This is a genomic window from uncultured Nostoc sp. (assembly GCF_964245575.1).
Classification (GTDB): Bacteria; Cyanobacteriota; Cyanobacteriia; order Cyanobacteriales; family Nostocaceae; genus Nostoc.
In genome coordinates, this window is the sequence record NZ_CAXTNP010000048.1 from 16,750 (window position 1) to 34,131 (window position 17,382).

Here is a 17,382-nt window from a genome sequence, read left to right on the forward strand (position 1 = left end):
CTCAGGCGCGTTCAACAAGTGACAGCCCACTGGTGTCCGATAAGCAACTCCTCTACCCACTTCCGAATTACGTTCAATCAACTTATAAACTAGCATTCAACTTTTAATGTTTGTCTTAATGCCGTAACAGCGATCGCTGTTACGGCATCTTTATAAAAGCAATATAGAGGTATTGACAAATACAGTAGCTCTAAATCGATTGTGAGAAAATAATAACTGTGTAAATTTAACTAAGTATTTGGTGCAAAATGTGGAGTCGTTCCCTAACTGAATTGAACGAAACCTATCGAAAACTTCGTGAAATCAAAGGCGCATTTACACACCAACTTATAAGGTAATTAAAATGACTTACGATTCAGAAGATGTGCAAAAAATCCTTCAAATAGCACTCACTCGTAAACAAGAAGGTGGATTTTCACGAGAACAGCTTATAGAAATGGCATCTGAGTTAGGTATCTCTTCTGATATTTTGGAAACAACTGAAAAAAAGTGGTTAGCTCAAGAAGAAGAAGAACGTTTGCGACGCACATTTAATACTTTCCGACGCAGAGCATTTCGGGCACACTTTGTTAGCTTCCTAGCAGTCAATTTATTCCTTATTATTTTGAATTTAATAACTAGTCCTAGTTATTTTTGGGCTATCTTCCCATTATTAGGATGGGGGTTAGGACTATTTTTTCATTGGTGGAGTGTTTATCAGAGTAAATCAGAGGATTACGAGATAGCCTTTCAGAAATGGCGTGGAAAAATTTAAGCTTCTCCTTAATTTGAAAAATGGAGATGTGAAGAAGATGCTTTAAGTCTCAAAATTAATTGAGTTTATCTTACCTCTAACTCATTTTATGATATTGGAATCCGATTTTCTTTTTGAAAAGCCAAGCTGATTGAAAGCTTGCCAAATCAAGTTTTGGTTCTCAGTATACTTTGCAAAACTCAAATAGAATCGGTGGGAATTTCATCCTTTCAAGGGCTGGGATTCCCGCCGATTTAGTCATTAACCATAATGGCTAATGACTGAGTTAGATTCCTATAATTTTTTGGGGCGATCGCTTTACTAGTAACTGTGGTGGAAGTTTACCTGTTGTTACAGCTATTTTCAGGTAAATAGACCACGCGGTAGGAGTTTAGCATTGCTAAACCCTTACAAAAGATGTGGTTCAAATACTTGAATTCTGCTGTAAGCTCCTTCTCTACGAGTTGAGAGTAATTTTTCACCTAGAAATGGGGAAATTTCCGTACTTGATACTTTGCTGACTCCGCTATTGAATAAGATTCTCTGAGGGATTGGATGAATTAATCCTTAATAGTCTGCAAATATGCTTGGGGTATGGCTTTCCACTGCTCTAGTGTTGCCCAACAAATGATCAGGGTAACTTCTGTGTGGTCATTGAGGCTAATCCAAACCTCTTTAGCGAGAAATTTAGGATATTCAGCCAGCGCTATTGTCCAAATTTGTACGTATTTATAGATAAAATTTTCCCTTAAATTCGGGGCAACCTTAAACTTGAGTCGTTCTATAAGCACACCCTGTGATCTCTGTGTTTGCTAATTTGCCAAAATAGAGATGTAGGCTAGAATAACTACGCTTTTAGCATAACTTGATTGCCTACACTCAGGAGCAAGGGTCGGCTGGTTTGAAATAAGTAAGAGGAAGGAAGTATGGACAGCAACAACTGGTTGCAACAGTTAATGATGGTGGGTCTTGGTACAACGTCTTTAGTAGGAGAAAAACTGCGCCAAGTCAGCGATGATTTAGTTAAAGACGGTAAGCTCAATCCTGAGCAAGCCAAGGCGGTAATAGATGATATTGCCCAGCAGTTAAAGTCGGAGCAGGGAAACTTCGATGTCCAAATGCAACGGCAAATGCGAAATATGATGCAGGATTTGGGGGTGGCTCGTCAGTCAGAAGTGGACGAACTGCGCGGTAGAATTGACCGTTTAGAGCGTCAACTGCGTGATTTGGAAAATAAGCTTTGGCGTTAAGATGTCCTTTCTGATTTAAACTAATTGTGTCCTGTTGGTAATGTTTTTGCCAGGATACCTAAGTAAGGAGAACTGATTTTGAAACCAATTTTCCTCAGCGTGGCGTTCATGCTGGTATGTGTTGTGCTGTTGATTGTGGGGCAAGTAGGCAGTAAACAGAATACTGCAATTGCTGCCCAGTTAACCCAAACGCCGCCGGCGCCCACAACTGTAACTGAAAACAATATCTTAATTGCGAACAATACTATGTCTGATGCTAATGCCGTAACTACTCCCTCTGGATTAAAGTATGTCGAGTTAAAAGAGGGGACTGGGGCGACTCCTCAACCTGGACAAACGGTTGAAGTTCACTATGTCGGCACTCTAGAAGATGGTACTAAGTTTGATAGTTCACGCGATCGCGGCCAACCCTTCAGCTTTAAAATTGGCGTTGGACAAGTAATCAAAGGTTGGGACGAAGGACTTAGCACCATGAAAGTAGGCGGTCGTCGTAAGTTAATCATCCCCTCAGAGCTAGGTTATGGCTCTCGTGGTGCTGGTAATGTCATTCCGCCTAACGCCACTCTGCTATTTGATGTGGAATTGCTCGGAGTTAAGTAGAAACTAGGGCATTGGGAATTGGGCATTGGGAATTGGTTTCTCCCAGTCCCAGTTCCCAATTCAATGGCTAAATTTTTAAATTTTGAAACTTTGTAAACTGTGGATTGAACAAAAGTTTCGCAGTACCAGTAGGCCCGTTGCGATGTTTAGCTATAATTACTTCTGCAATGCCGCGATCAGGAGTATCTGGAGAGTAATATTCATCGCGGTACAACATTATTACTAAATCCGCGTCCTGTTCGATCGAACCCGATTCTCTCAAATCAGATAACATCGGACGCTTATTGGTACGTGCTTCCACCCCTCGGCTCAACTGAGATAGGGCAATAACTGGTACAGATAATTCCCGCGCTAAACCTTTGAGTTGACGCGTAATTTTTGATAATTCTTGTACGCGATTATCACCGGCTCCTTCCATTAATTGTAAGTAATCTATTACAATTAATCCTAATTCAGTTCCAACTTCCGCTTGCAGTCTTCTTGCCTGACTACGCATTTGTGTAACTGTAATATTCGGCGTGTCGTCAATATAAATTGGCATCTCCGAGAGGATACCAATAGCACGGCTTAAAGGTTCCCACTGGGTTTGGCTGAGGCGTCCAGTCCGCAGATAACTACTTTCAATTTGCGCCTCGCTAGCTAATAGCCGTTGCGTCAGTTGCTCTTTGGACATTTCCAAGCTGAAGACAGCAACTGGTAATTTATAAGAAGCAGCAATGTTATGAGCAAGGTTTAAACAAAATGCTGTTTTTCCCATTGATGGGCGGCCCGCGACAATAATCAAATCAGAACGTTGAAAGCCGCTAGTCATAGCATCTAAATCGTAAAATCCGCAGGGAATACCAGGTAAGGCAATGCCTTGATTTCGATCCTCAATATCTTGGAAATTATTAATTAGAGTATCAGAAATGTGAGATAAACCCGATTGGGGACGCTCTTGAGTAACGCCAAAAACTTTCTGTTCTGCCTGATCTAAAACCTGTGGTAACTCAGTTTCTGTCTCGTAACCAAGATGTACAATTTCATTGCCAGCTTTAATTAAGCGCCGCCGCAGGTATTTGTCCATCACTAACCCTGCTAAGGCGTCGATGTTGACGGCTGACACTGTGCGGTCTACCAGAGTTGCTAATTTATTTCTACCACCAATGCGGGCAAGTAAATCATGATCAGTCAGCCAACTTGTGACTGAGAGCAAATCTGTGGCTTTCCCTTGGGCGTGGAGCCTCACAGCTGCTTGATAAATATCTTTGTGAGCGCTAATGTAAAAAGCTTCTGGAAGGAGGCGATCGCTAACTCGACTAATCGCTTCTGGATCTAGTAAAATACCCCCCAAAATCGCTTCTTCGGCCTCAATATTTTGTGGTGGGAGGCGATCGCTACCATCGCCTTGAAAATTAAGTGCTTCAGCCATAAACGATTTTAGTTTTGAGATGAAAGCTAGTTAGGAGAGACGCGATTAATCGCGTCTGTACTAGAGTTAGCGTGCTTCTCCTGCTTCCTCTGCTCTCCGTGCTGTCTTTTAGCTAGCGACGACTTGAATATCGACTTGTGCCGCTACTTCCGAATGCAACTTGATTTCGGCTTGATAAGTACCAAGATGGTTAATATCGGGGATGGTAATTCCACGCCGATCCACTTCTTGACCGGTGGCTGCCTTAATCGCATCTGCAACATCTTGAGTGGTGATAGTACCGAAAATTGCTTCGTTTTCACCAACTGGCTTGGCAATTGTCAAGCTGCCAACTTTTTCTAAAGATTCTTTTTGCTCAAGAGCTTGTTGTCTAAGTTCTAATTGCCGTTGACGCTCTTGCTCACGACGGCGTTCTACTTGCTTAAGAATACCAGGAGTGGCATTAGTTGCCAATTTTTGGGGAATCAGATAATTACGAGCGTAGCCAGGAGCTACTTCCACTAAGTCGCCAGATTTTCCCAGCTTGCTGATATCCTGATTTAAAACTAACTGTACGCGTTTCGCCATCGTTTTTCCTGTAAAATCTGATTAATTTGGGTTTGGGTAGGATAGCTCACAATGTCAGTGCTGTATTCCAAGCTTCTTTGCCTATACCCTAAAGCTTACAGATCGTAGCGAAAGGAAGGGTGCGATCGCAACTATTAACGCTAGAAAGTTGGAGGGATGGGGAGTGGGGAAGAAGCAACGGAGCTCTTAGCTCTTAACAAGGAGCAAGGGAGAAGAGTTTTCTCCTCTGCAAGAGCAGCACCCCGCCCCTGGAGCCTCTTCTCTATGCCCCATGCCCCATACTTAAAAGTTATTTCTCATTTCCCGTATCCGCGCAAAGGTTTGGACTGCATCGCTACTCTTAACAGTTAATTGTAATGATCGCTGATCCCAACGTAAAAACGGATTTGTTCGCTTCTCCACTCCCAGTAGCGAGGGGATGGTAGCTTCTCCTTGACTACGGTAAGTCTTCACTTCATTGAAGCGTCTTTGTAAGTCGGCATTGTCGCCATCCACAGTTAGGGCAAATTGCAGATTTTTCAAGGTGTATTCGTGGGCACACCAGATGCGTGTATCATCGGGTAGAGAGCGCAATTTGCTTAAAGAGTCCACCATTTGGCTTGGTGTTCCTTCAAACAAGCGACCGCAACCGCCAGAAAATAAGGTATCACCGCAAAATAAGTCGCCTGTCTCACCAGCTTTTTCCGGGGGAAAGTAATAAACGATGTGAGCGCGGGTATGTCCAGGAACGAAGATAACTTCAGCTATACGGTCTGCAAACTGGACGCGATCGCCTTGTTGCAAAAACACCTGCTGGCCGGGAATTCTACCACGATCCTCCGCTCCTCCATAAACTATCAGTTGGGGAAATTGTTCTATTAGTTGCTTATTACCACCCACATGATCGTTATGGTGGTGCGTGTTGAAAATTGCGACTAACTCAGCTTTTAATTCTGCCAGTTTCTTTAATACTGGTTGAGACTCCGCTGGATCGACAACAGCGGCAATATCTTGTTTCTCGTCATGCAACAAGAATATGTAGTTGTCTGAGAGTGCTTCCAGACGGATTACCTGCATTACCTCTGCCTCCCTTACAACAAAAATGTTTGGTATTGAGTAGCAATACTACATTCCAGTGAATAATAGTGCTACCTCCACAAGTTATATTAAGTATTTGTATTTTGCCTATTATAACTGTAGTGCAATATTAACCATAATATTACACAACCGTGCTTACACGGTGATTATACTTAAAGTAAGTCAACTTCAGATGAATTTATCAGTGAAATTTCCCTGGAAATAGTTACAAATACAAAGTTAGATTTATTCTATTATTTTTTGACTTAAAAATCAGAAATCGTCCAAAGCATATTTTGCTTATTTATACTATATCGAATTTTAAATAAAATAAGTAAAATTTTCTAAAAAAAACATACTTTTTGCCAACTAAACAACAATTATCGTCTAACTTATGTCAACACAAAATAAAGGATTTATTACAATTTTAACTGGACTCTACTCTTTTCAAGATTGTATTCATTTTTTAGCGGCGATTAGGAAATTTCATCAAGAGCCGATCATTATTTTAATTGACCAAGTTCCAATAGTTCTTTATCCCTTGCTAAAGGCGTTCAAAAATGTAATTTTAAAGCCAGCGCCGGCAAATAAAAATACTGTTTTAGCATCAAGACAAGCAAAATTAGCTCTCTATGCTGCTTCTGAGTTTGAGAAAACGATTTACCTAGATTCTGATATTTGCTTACTTTCGGATATCAATGATGTATTTGAGTATTTAGATGAATATGACTTTTTACTAACTGAAGATGTGCAGCCTTCTATTCTTAAGGCTACAAATTTATTACGTGGTAAACAAGAAGACCTTTTGCCAAATGTTTTGCCAATTCTGCAATCTGTAGGGTTACCACTACAAGCAGATAGTGTGCAGTATAATGGCGGTTTTATGGCTTTTCGTAAAACAGAAGTAACCAAGATATTTTTTGAAGAATTTCAACGTTATTTTGAGATTGTCAAAAATAACCAAGATAAACTACTTCTAAAAGATCAAGGAGCTTTTGCTTCTGCGATCGCATCTGTACGCCCTCACATGAAAATACTGCCACCTACCTATAATTACCTCAGTAAGTGGCAGGATGCTTATAATATTCAGGATAAAATTAAAGTTCTTCACTGTACCTATCCTTATCGACCTCAATATGCTAAAGATATTACTCGTTCCTTATATACAAGGGTTTTTGACAGATTCGCTAAAGTATTTTTACCGAATCAAGTTACAAATCCTTGGCGCATTAAATAAAGATAAGTATTAAAATAGTGAAAAATTTCTCCAAAATATCATTGTTGGTTTCCGATTTATCAAGTGCAGCTATTTTGCGTGCATACTTGATAGCAACAGCCTTAAACAATTTAGAATATGAAGTTGAAATTATGGGTTTTTCATTTGGAAATAACTTATATCGAAATTTACCATCCCAATTAAACGTTTATAATTTACCAGGCAAAAATTTTCCCGATTTATTTGGAGAAATCAGCAAAATTTTACCAAAAATTAATGGAGATATAATCTATGCTATAAAACCACAAATAGCGAGTTTTGGAGTTGCCCTACTAAAGAAAATATTTAGCCAAAAACCGTTAATTTTAGACATAGATGATTGGGAACTCAGTTGGTACGGTGGCGATGACTGGCATTATAGTCCTACACCTAAACAATTAGCTAGGGAATTGTTGAAAGCAGACGGCGCACTCAGGAATCCTTATCATCCTTTGTACGTAAAATGGATGGAAGGTTTGGTAAGTCAGGCTGATGCTGTGACGGTGCATACTAAATTTTTGCAGCAGCGTTTTGGCGGTACATTTGTCCCCAATGGTAAAGATACTTCTTTATTTGATCCCGCTCGATATGATGCTGAGTCCAGCAGAAATCGTTATGGTTTATCTGAATATCGTATTTTAATGTTTCCTGGTGCGCCAAGACCCTATAAAGGTCTAGAAGATGTTCTTATAGCACTCGATAAAATTAATCAGCCAGACTTAAGACTAGTGATTGTAGGTGGCAGTCCTTATGATGATTACGATCAGCAACTTCAACAAAAGTGGGGACGTTGGATTATCAAATTACCAAAGTATCCAGCTGATGTTATGCCTGATTTGGTAGCGGCGGCTCACATTGTAGTCGTCCCCCAGCGAGATACTCCAGAAACTCGTGCTCAATTTCCCCTAAAGTTGACAGATGGAATGGCAATGGCTAAACCTATATTATCAACACGAGTTGGAGATATTCCCAAAATTTTAGGTGATACTGGTTATTTAGTCGAGCCTGCTTGCCCTGAACAGATTGCTGAACAGATTCAATTGATTTTTCAGAATTTAGAGTCAGCAAACCAGCGAGGGATCAAGGCAAGAAAAAGATGTGTGGAACACTATAGCATAGAGGCTATGGCTTCTGTACTCAAGTCGGTAATTGCTCGGTTATGAATATTAATAGGGCATTGGGCATTGAAAAAGAGATTTTCATTCCCTTATGTGGCAAATCGATTCTAGATTCTATCTGGCAAAATCTCGCGATTGCTGGTGTTGTAGGTTTAACTGTGTTTTCACGGAGTTGAGAGATGAAGATTATTTAGTTTGATTTATTTGATGATTAGCTAATCTAGCAAGTAATTTGTGAATTATATTAATAAGTGAAAGTGGCATAAGAATACCCAATGTCTACCAGAAAACTACTACTAAGATTCGCTAAACCCTATCCAGGTTTGATTCTGCTGACAATATTGTTAGGATTTTCTGGAGCCTTATTTAATGGAATCAGCACAGCTTTAATTGTGCCAGTGATTTTAAAAATTGTGGGACAAGAAGTAGATTTAAGTACTGCCCCTCCCATCCTAAAAAGGTTGATAACTCCCTTTGATAATACTCCTGAATCTTACCGGATAGTAGTAATGGCTGGGGCGATTATATTCACAATTTTTTTAAAAAACTTAGCTACTTATGCCGGCGCTTTAGCATCGAGTTCTTTAAGCCGAAAGCTGACATCGGATATGCGCGAAACCGGGTTAAAGCTATTACTAGAAATTGATATAGATTATTATGCCAAAACAAAAGTTGGTGATTTAATCAACCGTCTTGGTGGAGAAATTGGTCGGGCTGCAAGTGCTATAGGTAGTACAGTCAGGATGGTTATCCTGGGAATCACAATTTTAGTTTTTGTCGGTTTATTGCTGTCAATCTCTTGGCAGTTAACAATTGCTGCTACGATTTTGCTGTCGTTGGTGACGTTAATAAATCAGTATGCCATTTCCCGATCTAGAACTTTTGGGAAACAGCTTAGTGAGATGTCTAGAGCATATTCAATCTCTGTGCTGGAGACTTTAAACGGAATCCGACTGGTAAAGGCGACGGGAAATGAAGAAAAAGAATATCGACGGATCACAAAATTAATTCGCGATCGCGAGTTAGCAGATTTCCAATCTCAGATTAATTCAGAAGCGATTACACCTCTGAATGAGGTGATGGGTATTACAGCTTTACTGCTGATTGTACTTTTGAGCAAAACCTTCTTTGCTGGCCAGATTTCTTCTCTTTCCACCGTACTTTTAACATATTTATTAGTGCTGCTGCGAGTGCTGCCATTAATTTCTCAGTTAAATAGTGTTCGCAGCAACTTTGCCAGTACCGCCGCCAGTGTAGATGTGACGAATGAGTTTTTAAGCCTTGATGATAAGCCGTTCATGGATCAGGGTAAGCTTCCCTATACAAAATTACAAGAGGGCGTGTCTTTTAATTCTCTTTGCTTTACCTACCCTGGTCATGAAAAGTTGGTACTCAAAAATGTAAATTTATTTTTACCCCGTGGTACGACCTTAGCATTAGTAGGCAGTTCTGGTGCTGGTAAATCCACTTTAGCAGACCTTTTGCCCAGATTTTATGACCCAATATCTGGCAGTATTAGGATTGACGGGACTGATTTGCGGCAGTTCGATCTTGTATCCCTGCGAAAGCGAATGGGGATTGTCAGTCAAGATACTTTTCTTTTTAATGACTCGGTGAAGAATAACATCGCTTATGGGCGAGAAGAGGCTACTGAGGATGAAATTATTACAGCAGCCAAGCGGGCAAATGCATACGAGTTTATTAGCAAATTGCCTCAAGGATTTGACACCTTGATTGGCGATCGCGGCGTCATGTTATCTGGTGGACAAAGGCAAAGATTAGCGATCGCCCGCGCCCTCGTCCAAAATCCAGAAATTCTGATTTTAGATGAAGCCACCAGCGCTTTAGATACTGTTTCTGAACGTTTAGTACAATCTGCACTTGATGATTTGAGTCGCGATCGCACAACCCTTGTAATTGCTCACCGCCTTTCCACAGTCCAAAAAGCCGATCAAATTGCCGTATTAGATCAAGGACAGGTGGTAGAAGTGGGAACCCATGAAGAACTTTTACAAAAAGGTGGTTACTACTCACGTTTGTACTCCATGCAATTCAGCGCTCGTCCTAACAAAAACTTGATTCAGACAAAAATTCTTAAGGCAATGCGCCTAAACTCCAAAAAATTTGCTGAATATCCTGAAGCTACTAAATACAATCAAAGCTGGCTCCGCATCTCTCACGAAATTCGGACACAGTTGAACTCGATGATTGGGTTCCTGCGCTTATTACTTGATGATCTGGTAGACGATTCCCAAGAACAGCAGATATTAATTGAAGACTCTTACAAATCAGCTAAGAGAATTCTCAACACCATAGATGTTTTTGAGGATGTTATTAACTTGCAAAGAAAGGGGGAATTTATCTCAATTACTGAGCAAAATCAAGATATCATAAGTACCTATTATCAGACCTTTAATCATCTATCCATTGAGTTTCGGGCTTCTCTCAATCTCATACTTAGCTCTCTTTGCTCTCTAGCTGATAATTTGATATACACCCCAGAAGAACAAAAGAGATTAATTACTGAAAGTTATGAATCTGCTATATCTCTGCTCGACAATTTAGAAAAATTTGAGAATAGTATTGATGTCTAAAATTATGAATAATCCTGCTTTAAAAAAACACTATATTTTTTTCATTGGTGAAGAGTTGCCGCAACCAGAGGCTCACTTAGTACAGTCTACAAATGCAGCTAACGGTGCTGCCAACTTGGGATACTCAACAGTTTTGGTATATCCTGAAAAAAAAGCAAAAGCTATTAATCCAGCTAATTTAGCTCGTCCTTTTCAACCGAGAAAAACACCAACAGAACTTATCAAATATTACAACCTCCATGACAATTTAAAAGTTGCTCCCTTACCGATGCCTTGGCCGATTGACCATTTTCGGAGCAAATTTACTGACTCTAACACCATTGCCAGCAAGTATTATTTACCATTTCACATACTTCCAACTACTAAACTTGTCCACAGTCGCAACTGGAATTTTGTCAAAGCTGCCATCAAAAATGGCGTTCCGGCAATTTATGAACACCATCACCACGAAGACAAACCATTTGAGCCAGAAATTGTTAAAAATCCGCTATTGCAAATTGCTGTCACAGTTGTAGACACCATCCGCGAAAGCATGATTAAAAATGGGATGCCACCAGAAAAAGTGATTAAACTGCACAATGGTTTTAATCGCTTATTTATGGAAAGACAACCAGAAAAAGCAGCAGAATGGCGTCAAAAATTATTGCCAGACGAAAGCCAAAAGCTAGTACTTTATGCGGGAGCTTTACAAGAATTTAAAGGTATTGATGTACTAATAGATGTGGCTAATGAAATGCCTAATGTGCAATTTGTTTGTGCAGGTGGTAAGCCAAAAGAAGTTGAATATTATCAGCAGTTGGTAAAAGAAAAACAGGTTAATAATATTAAATTTTTGGGCTATATATTACATAATGATTTAGCATCTTTGCTACAAGCAGCCGATGTTTTAGCTCACCCTCATTGTTCGGGAAAAGCGGCAACTTTTACATCTCCCTTAAAGCTGTTTGACTACTTCGCCTCTGGGACTCCCATTGTAGCCACAGAAATTCCATCATTAGTTGAATTTAAAGATACTCAAGCGATCGCTGCTTGGTGTGAGCCAGATAACCCCAGCAAATTTGCCGAATGTCTAAAGCGGGTTTTAGAAACTCATCCCAGAAAAATAGAAGGTTATCCAGATAGTATCAATTTTGTCAAGCAGTTCTCTTGGGAAAATAGAGCGGCAAAAATCCTTAGTTATGTTGATGAATCTCTGTTACCCCAACTTATTGTATAAGAAAAAATGGGTGATATTAAGGAAAATAAATAATAACTGACTAATAACTAAAATGACTATCAAAACTGTAGGCATGATTAGCAGCTATCGAGGTTTAGAAACTAGAGCCGATTGGCTATGGCAACAAACTCCGAATCAATTTGGAGTTTGGGGCAATATGCAAATGCAGGCATTGGCAGCCAAACCAGATTTTCTACTGATGTATCAATTTGATTTTCCCCAAGCATCGCCACAAAAATCTTGGTTAGATAGTTTTCGTAAACAGCGACAACAATCAATAGTAAATATTGATTCTTTACTGCGTGGTGTGAGTAAAGAGCGGATTATTTATTTACTAAGAGAACCGCCTTTAGATGAAATTGTAGAAATCACTAATCATAATTACCAACAAGCCCAAAATTATTGCGGCTACGTTTCTGGCCCAGATGATTTTGCCCCCACTCCTGACTATATGCCTGCTATTTGGTATCACTCAAATTCATTTCAAGATTTAAATGAAATACCACCTCCCCAAAAGGTTGCTCCATGTAGTTGGATTACTTCAGGAATTAGTCGCACTGTCAACCATCGCCAGCGTCTAGAATTTTTGCAGTCCCTAGAATCTAGTAGTATAAAATTTGATTTGTATGGGCGTAACTTACCACAATGGGCTAACAAATCGGGAGAACTAGGTAACAAATGGTATGGCATGGCACCATACTATTACAATCTGGCAATTGAAAATTATGCTGATAATAATTGGTATGTGAGTGAGAAACTTTGGGATAGTTTACTTGCCTGGTGTCTACCAATTTACTATGGCGGGCCGGCTGCTGATAAGTTATTGCCACCGGGTAGTTTTTTGCGGTTGCCCAGTTTAGATGAAAAAGGCATTGCCTACATCAAAGAAGTGACAGCTACACCTGATGCTTGGTATGCTGCTAAAGATGCGATCGCAGAAGCACGTCAAATCATCTTACACAAATTAAACCTGCTTAACTGGTTATCAAACTTTGTCGATCAACACTCATAAATTATGAATGGTATTTGTACCCTTGGCAATGATTATGTTTTCGATCAACTGGTGGCTTTGCTGAACAGTATTGATGTTATCTTGGGCCCAGAAACTCCTGTTTGTATATATCCTTTCGACGATCAGACACAGCGAATCGCTGATGAAATAATTAAACGCCCTAATGTATTTCTTTACGATAATCAAGAATCAATCAATCGCTGGGATCAATTTATGCTCTCAGCAGCACCAGAACGATTAAATCGCAGTAAATTTCGTTTGTATGGCGCTCACCGTCGGTTTTGCGCTTTTGATGGCCCATTTGATAAGTTTATCTATTTAGATGCAGACACCTTGGTGATGAACTCTCTAGCGGCGGTGTTTGAAAAGTTAGATAGTTATGATTTTGTTGTCTACGATTTTCAATTTAAAGATGTTAGTAAAATATACAATGTTAATTCTCCCAAATTACTAAAAATTTTTGAGCAAAAGCGCATTGATGCCGAAATATTTTGCTCAGGCTTCTATGGCTCGAAGCGAGGCGTATTTAATTCAGAACAAAGAGATTTGCTCATATCCCATTTACAAAATGGTGAAGCGGAAATTTTGTATGAAGGTGCTGGTGAACAACCACTGATTAACTACATGGTAATGAGGTCTAATCTTTCTATTTATAACTTTGCTCAAAAACTACCAGAGAATCAAAGAACTGGATGTTCTGCCACATCTAAGCACTTTGAAGAACGAGAATATATTCTCTATGACAAAGGCAATCGACTAACTTACATTCATTACATTGGTATTCCTCCTAATATCAATCAAGCAGTATGTGCTGGAGAAAATATTGAGTTCCCCTATCGAGATTTATTTCTCTATTATCGCTACTTACGCGAACCAGAAAAGCGTCCAGTCTTTACAAATCTTCCGAAAAATTATCATAACGCTCCAACACCAAATTTACTTACAAGAGCTTTGCGAAAACTAAAGTTAATTAACCAAGGATAATTTATGAGTAGGGGAATTTATATTGTTGCCAATGACCAGGTTATCGATAATGCGATCGCGTTACTCAATAGCATTCGTTACTATGACCCAGAAGTTAGCGTTTATCTCATACCTTTTAATGAAAATTATCACAAGGTAGCAGAGCAGCTTGCTAGCTTACATAAAGTGCAAATTTTTCCAGATTTAGAACTTATTGATAAATTTACCAAAGGCATCGGAAAAATTTTTGATCGAAATTTTCTCGCTTTACCCAATAAAATGCGTAAACTGGTGGCGTGGTTTGGCCCTTTAGATGAGTTTATTTATATTGATACGGATATTGTCGTTTTTGAAAAAATCGCCGACAATTTAGACAAACTTTCAGAAGTCGATTTCTTCTGTTGTGATTACCATCATGCCAATGAAAAGCTGCGAAATATCTTTTCGCCATTTGTAAAAGAGCAGCAAATTTTTTCAGATGCCCAACTTCAAGACGTTTTCAATAGCGGTTTTTGGGCTTCGAGAAAAGGAACTATTACCGAACAACAGATGGATGAAGCTTTGCGCGAATGTGCTGCACATCGAGAATATTTCGATTTTTCTGAAGGAGTTACAGACCAACCCATTTTAAATTATCTTGTTCTCAAACTAATTTCCAAACGTGGAAATCTCGTCAAAATTCCTGGGGGAGGGCCTGGTAGTTGGGCGGGTTCACGAAATTTTCAACAGCAAGATTACGCCCTCTATGACCGAGGACAACGACTAAAATATCTCCACTGGGCTGGTACGCGGATGAAAATTGGTAGTCCCTATTGGCAATTGTGGGAACACTATCGTTATCTCCATGAGGGTAAATTCGCCTTCATCTCCAAACTTACTCGCCGTTTATTTCCGTTTGTTGCTGCCCGTACTTAATATTAGGAGTATCCCAATGATTGATGGCATTTATATCCTGGCCAATGATGTCGTCTATGACCAATTAGTTGCGTTGCTCAATAGTATAGAAGCTAATGCTGGTAAGGAAATTCCTATTTGTATACTCCCATATAATGAGCAGTTAGACAAAGTAAAGGTAGAGATTGCATCTAGAGATAATATCACCTTATTTGAAGATTCTGATTCTATCGGTTACTGGGATAACTTTGCTACTCAGATATGGAAAAATTATCCTAGAGCACAAAAAACTTGGCGTGGGTGGGGCTTTCCAGAACTCTATCGGCTACCAATGCACCGCAAATTGTGTGCTGTGGATGGCCCCTTTGATAGATTTATTTATTTTGATGCAGATACCTTGTTAATGGGGCCTGTAGATTATGTATATGAAAAATTAGATGCCTATGATTGGGTAGTCAATGATTTTCAGTATAAATCTGATTTAAAATTTATTTTTGATGGTTTGCCAGAGCAGATGCAGCAAGTTTTCAAATCAGATAACTTGCAATCTAAAGTATTTTGTGCTGGCTGGTTTGCAACTAAGAAAAATATTTTTTCCCCAGCGATAAGAGCCGACTTTATCGACAAATTAATAGCGGGTGAAGTTGAGGTTATGTGTTGTTTAGGCCCTGACCAATCTTTATTTAATTATATGGTATTGAGAAGTGAAATTACATATTATAATTTTGCTTTTCATGACTGCGAACAGGCAACTGGGAATCACTGGAGTTCTCAATTTGATGTAGTAGATAATATCCTGTACGACCAAGGGCGGAGATTGACATATCTGCACTATATGAGTATAACTTCATCAAACTTTACTCAACTTTGCGCTGGTGAAGATGTTAATATTCCATATCGAGATGTGTTTTTGCATTATCGCTATTTAAAATCACCTGAAGAACGTCCTCAAAGCCTTACCCGCCCAAGCCAGCTAATGCTTCTGCAAAAGTCTACTAGGAGTTTTATTCAGCAAAAAGTCAATAATATTAAGCTAAATTACCGCAATTTAAAGGATAGAATTAATGGGTACTAATAACATAGCCAAGTTTTGAAATCAGCTTATTTCTTAGCCTTTGCACAGGTGAAAATTTTCCACATTCTTTGTTAAGCCAACTAGCAAGCTCAAAATGCTTTCTGTAAATGTCATACATAGTTGCTCCATTTATAAAATAATTTTTAACAAATACAGTAGATTTGAGTTGAGAATATTCTTTGACCGTGAGACATATTTTATAAGGAAAGTCTAATTTGTCGAACTCTTCTGTAAGTTGCTCATCGCACAAGTCTTTATCACCTGCAAATTTAATAAAAAGATCATCCCAATTTATTCTTTTTGTTCGTCTATTCTATTTTTACTGTTTACGAAGTTTGTCATATTGAACTTTTTAGTAAGCTCGAACAGATTGTTTTTACAAGATTCTATCGGTAATAAAAATTAAAATTACTCAATGTCGCAAGTCTTAAAAACAACGAGCGATAGTAATAGCCGATAAATTTATTTAGTTTACGTACCAGCTTTTGGAAAATTGAATTTTGGCGGTACTCAATGGCTTCATGCTGTTGAAAATATATTAGCATTGTATCTGGATTTGCTTGTCCCTTTTTGATTTTCTGTCGTTCTACCCAATCTTTGAAATAGACAATACTATCCATAGCATCCCATCGAACTGGTAATCCAGCCTTAGCAGCAGCTAATCCTATTGCATAACCCTCTGCACCATAAAAACCATTTAACTCACAGTAAAGTGCAATGGTTTCCCAGTGCTTGATAAATTCTATTTCCCGTCCATCTTCCCTTGTCACTACAAATAGCATTTCCATCACAAACTGGATATTAGTATCTTCTAAATCCAGGTCTAACTTTTGTACTAACTTGCTAAGAATGGTCAAATCTCTAGCTCTATTTGCCTTATAAGCATCATTTATAGAATTAATATATGCGTGATTATGTTTGACAATACTAGTACAACTTCTTGCTGTTACGCCAGGAAGCCATTTCATGTCTGGCTGTAACTTATCTAATATTCTGATATCTGCATCGACAAATATGCAAGTATTAAATAGTGATATTGCTTTGGTAATTACAAACCTTTTATCGTGGTAACAGCCAATGCTCTGTTGTTCATGTTTGAATGCTAAAACATGAGGATATTTTTTAAATTCTTGTGGGTTATCTGTTAATACGATTAAGTATATTCCCGGCGAATGTTTTTCAATATCTTCAGCTAATAGAAAAGCATGAGAGCGATATCTTTTACCCAAAGCTAAAGTACAAAAACAAACGTCTGGTTTTTCGTGTTGCATAATATCTTATTTTAAAATAAAATTTGACTGACAACTAATATCAAAAATACGTTTAGAGACAGCAGAATTTACAGCCTGTTCCGATTTAAATTAAATACTATATTTACATATATAATGTGGATACTGACTACTGTAATAGTACTTATTTTTCTCTAATTACTAAATCCCATGCAAGCCCTAGCAGATGTGAAGGCGTGAGTAATTGCATCTCGACAAAGCCTTGACAAATCATCATACTCAAAATATAAATGCTCACCAGCGATGGTGAGCATTTAGGTTGATTTGTATATTAGTGAAGTGTCTTATATCTCAATCAGGGTAAGCGCGTCTCAAACACTATTGACAAGCGGATTCTGAGGCATGATCA

16 protein-coding genes and 1 pseudogene are annotated in these 17,382 nt (G+C 38.8%); 11 read left to right on the plus strand and 6 right to left on the minus strand.

Annotated elements, in window-relative coordinates:
• Nucleotides 1–343 precede the first annotated feature (343 nt).
• Nucleotides 344–754 carry a 2TM domain-containing protein gene (locus ACFFAP_RS10450; protein ID WP_375511148.1) on the plus strand — a complete coding sequence of 137 codons (411 nt, stop codon included), beginning with the start codon at nucleotides 344–346 and terminating at the stop codon, nucleotides 752–754.
• Nucleotides 755–1,293: 539 nt separating this feature from the next.
• On the opposite strand, the gene ACFFAP_RS10455 is transcribed toward ACFFAP_RS10450, so the two are convergent.
• On the minus strand, nucleotides 1,294–1,524 hold the full coding sequence (locus ACFFAP_RS10455; protein WP_375511149.1) for a TIGR03792 family protein: 231 nt from the start codon (nucleotides 1,522–1,524) through the stop codon (nucleotides 1,294–1,296).
• A gap of 135 nt (nucleotides 1,525–1,659) precedes the next feature.
• Here ACFFAP_RS10455 and ACFFAP_RS10460 point away from each other — a divergent pair, with 135 nt between their 5' ends.
• Nucleotides 1,660–1,983 (plus strand): phasin family protein, encoded by a 324-nt coding sequence (locus ACFFAP_RS10460; protein ID WP_100901084.1) that lies wholly within the window; start codon nucleotides 1,660–1,662, stop codon nucleotides 1,981–1,983.
• Nucleotides 1,984–2,061: 78 nt separating this feature from the next.
• Nucleotides 2,062–2,583: an FKBP-type peptidyl-prolyl cis-trans isomerase gene (locus ACFFAP_RS10465; protein ID WP_375511150.1), complete on the plus strand. Its 522-nt coding sequence runs from the start codon at nucleotides 2,062–2,064 to the stop codon at nucleotides 2,581–2,583.
• 67 nt (nucleotides 2,584–2,650) lie between these two features.
• On the opposite strand, the gene dnaB is transcribed toward ACFFAP_RS10465, so the two are convergent.
• From dnaB to gloB, 3 genes are all read right to left on the minus strand, one after another.
• The gene (gene dnaB / locus ACFFAP_RS10470; RefSeq protein WP_375511151.1) at nucleotides 2,651–3,994 is read right to left on the minus strand and encodes a replicative DNA helicase; all 1,344 of its coding nucleotides are present in this window, start codon (nucleotides 3,992–3,994) and stop codon (nucleotides 2,651–2,653) included.
• A 108-nt stretch (nucleotides 3,995–4,102) separates the two neighbouring features.
• Nucleotides 4,103–4,561, minus strand: a complete 459-nt coding sequence (rplI, locus tag ACFFAP_RS10475) for a 50S ribosomal protein L9 (RefSeq protein WP_375511152.1) — start codon at nucleotides 4,559–4,561, stop codon at nucleotides 4,103–4,105.
• Nucleotides 4,562–4,843: 282 nt separating this feature from the next.
• Nucleotides 4,844–5,617 carry a hydroxyacylglutathione hydrolase gene (gene gloB, locus ACFFAP_RS10480; protein ID WP_375511153.1) on the minus strand — a complete coding sequence of 258 codons (774 nt, stop codon included), beginning with the start codon at nucleotides 5,615–5,617 and terminating at the stop codon, nucleotides 4,844–4,846.
• Between the two features lie 394 nt (nucleotides 5,618–6,011).
• Here gloB and ACFFAP_RS10485 point away from each other — a divergent pair, with 394 nt between their 5' ends.
• The 8 genes from ACFFAP_RS10485 to ACFFAP_RS10520 all read left to right on the plus strand — a co-directional run bounded on the left by ACFFAP_RS10485 (nucleotide 6,012) and on the right by ACFFAP_RS10520 (nucleotide 15,744).
• Nucleotides 6,012–6,854, plus strand: a complete 843-nt coding sequence (locus ACFFAP_RS10485) for a putative nucleotide-diphospho-sugar transferase (RefSeq protein WP_375511154.1) — start codon at nucleotides 6,012–6,014, stop codon at nucleotides 6,852–6,854.
• Nucleotides 6,855–6,871: 17 nt separating this feature from the next.
• Nucleotides 6,872–8,035, plus strand: a complete 1,164-nt coding sequence (locus ACFFAP_RS10490) for a glycosyltransferase family 4 protein (RefSeq protein ID WP_375511155.1) — start codon at nucleotides 6,872–6,874, stop codon at nucleotides 8,033–8,035.
• Between the two features lie 230 nt (nucleotides 8,036–8,265).
• Entirely contained in the window at nucleotides 8,266–10,584 is a 2,319-nt protein-coding gene (locus tag ACFFAP_RS10495; protein ID WP_375511156.1) for an ATP-binding cassette domain-containing protein, read from the plus strand.
• Nucleotides 10,585–10,588: 4 nt separating this feature from the next.
• A complete protein-coding gene (locus ACFFAP_RS10500; RefSeq protein WP_375511162.1) occupies nucleotides 10,589–11,800 on the plus strand; it encodes a glycosyltransferase family 4 protein in 1,212 nt (403 codons plus the stop codon).
• A 52-nt stretch (nucleotides 11,801–11,852) separates the two neighbouring features.
• Entirely contained in the window at nucleotides 11,853–12,812 is a 960-nt protein-coding gene (locus tag ACFFAP_RS10505) for a glycosyltransferase family 10 domain-containing protein (protein ID WP_375511157.1), read from the plus strand.
• A 3-nt stretch (nucleotides 12,813–12,815) separates the two neighbouring features.
• The gene (locus tag ACFFAP_RS10510; protein WP_375511158.1) at nucleotides 12,816–13,796 is read left to right on the plus strand and encodes an Npun_R2821/Npun_R2822 family protein; all 981 of its coding nucleotides are present in this window, start codon (nucleotides 12,816–12,818) and stop codon (nucleotides 13,794–13,796) included.
• Nucleotides 13,797–13,799: 3 nt separating this feature from the next.
• Complete coding sequence (locus ACFFAP_RS10515; RefSeq protein WP_375511159.1) at nucleotides 13,800–14,690, plus strand: Npun_R2821/Npun_R2822 family protein; 891 nt, start codon at nucleotides 13,800–13,802, stop codon at nucleotides 14,688–14,690.
• Nucleotides 14,691–14,706: 16 nt separating this feature from the next.
• Nucleotides 14,707–15,744: an Npun_R2821/Npun_R2822 family protein gene (locus ACFFAP_RS10520; protein ID WP_375511160.1), complete on the plus strand. Its 1,038-nt coding sequence runs from the start codon at nucleotides 14,707–14,709 to the stop codon at nucleotides 15,742–15,744.
• Here the strand turns inward: ACFFAP_RS10520 and ACFFAP_RS10525 are convergent.
• Together ACFFAP_RS10525 and ACFFAP_RS10530 are read right to left on the minus strand one after the other, a co-directional pair.
• Nucleotides 15,731–16,042: pseudogene (locus ACFFAP_RS10525) on the minus strand (DUF1919 domain-containing protein); the annotation flags it as partial. The gene ACFFAP_RS10520 and the pseudogene ACFFAP_RS10525 sit on opposite strands and share 14 nt — an antisense overlap.
• Nucleotides 16,043–16,130: 88 nt before the next feature.
• Nucleotides 16,131–17,015: a hypothetical protein gene (locus ACFFAP_RS10530; RefSeq protein WP_375511161.1), complete on the minus strand. Its 885-nt coding sequence runs from the start codon at nucleotides 17,013–17,015 to the stop codon at nucleotides 16,131–16,133.
• Nucleotides 17,016–17,382: the final 367 nt, after the last annotated feature.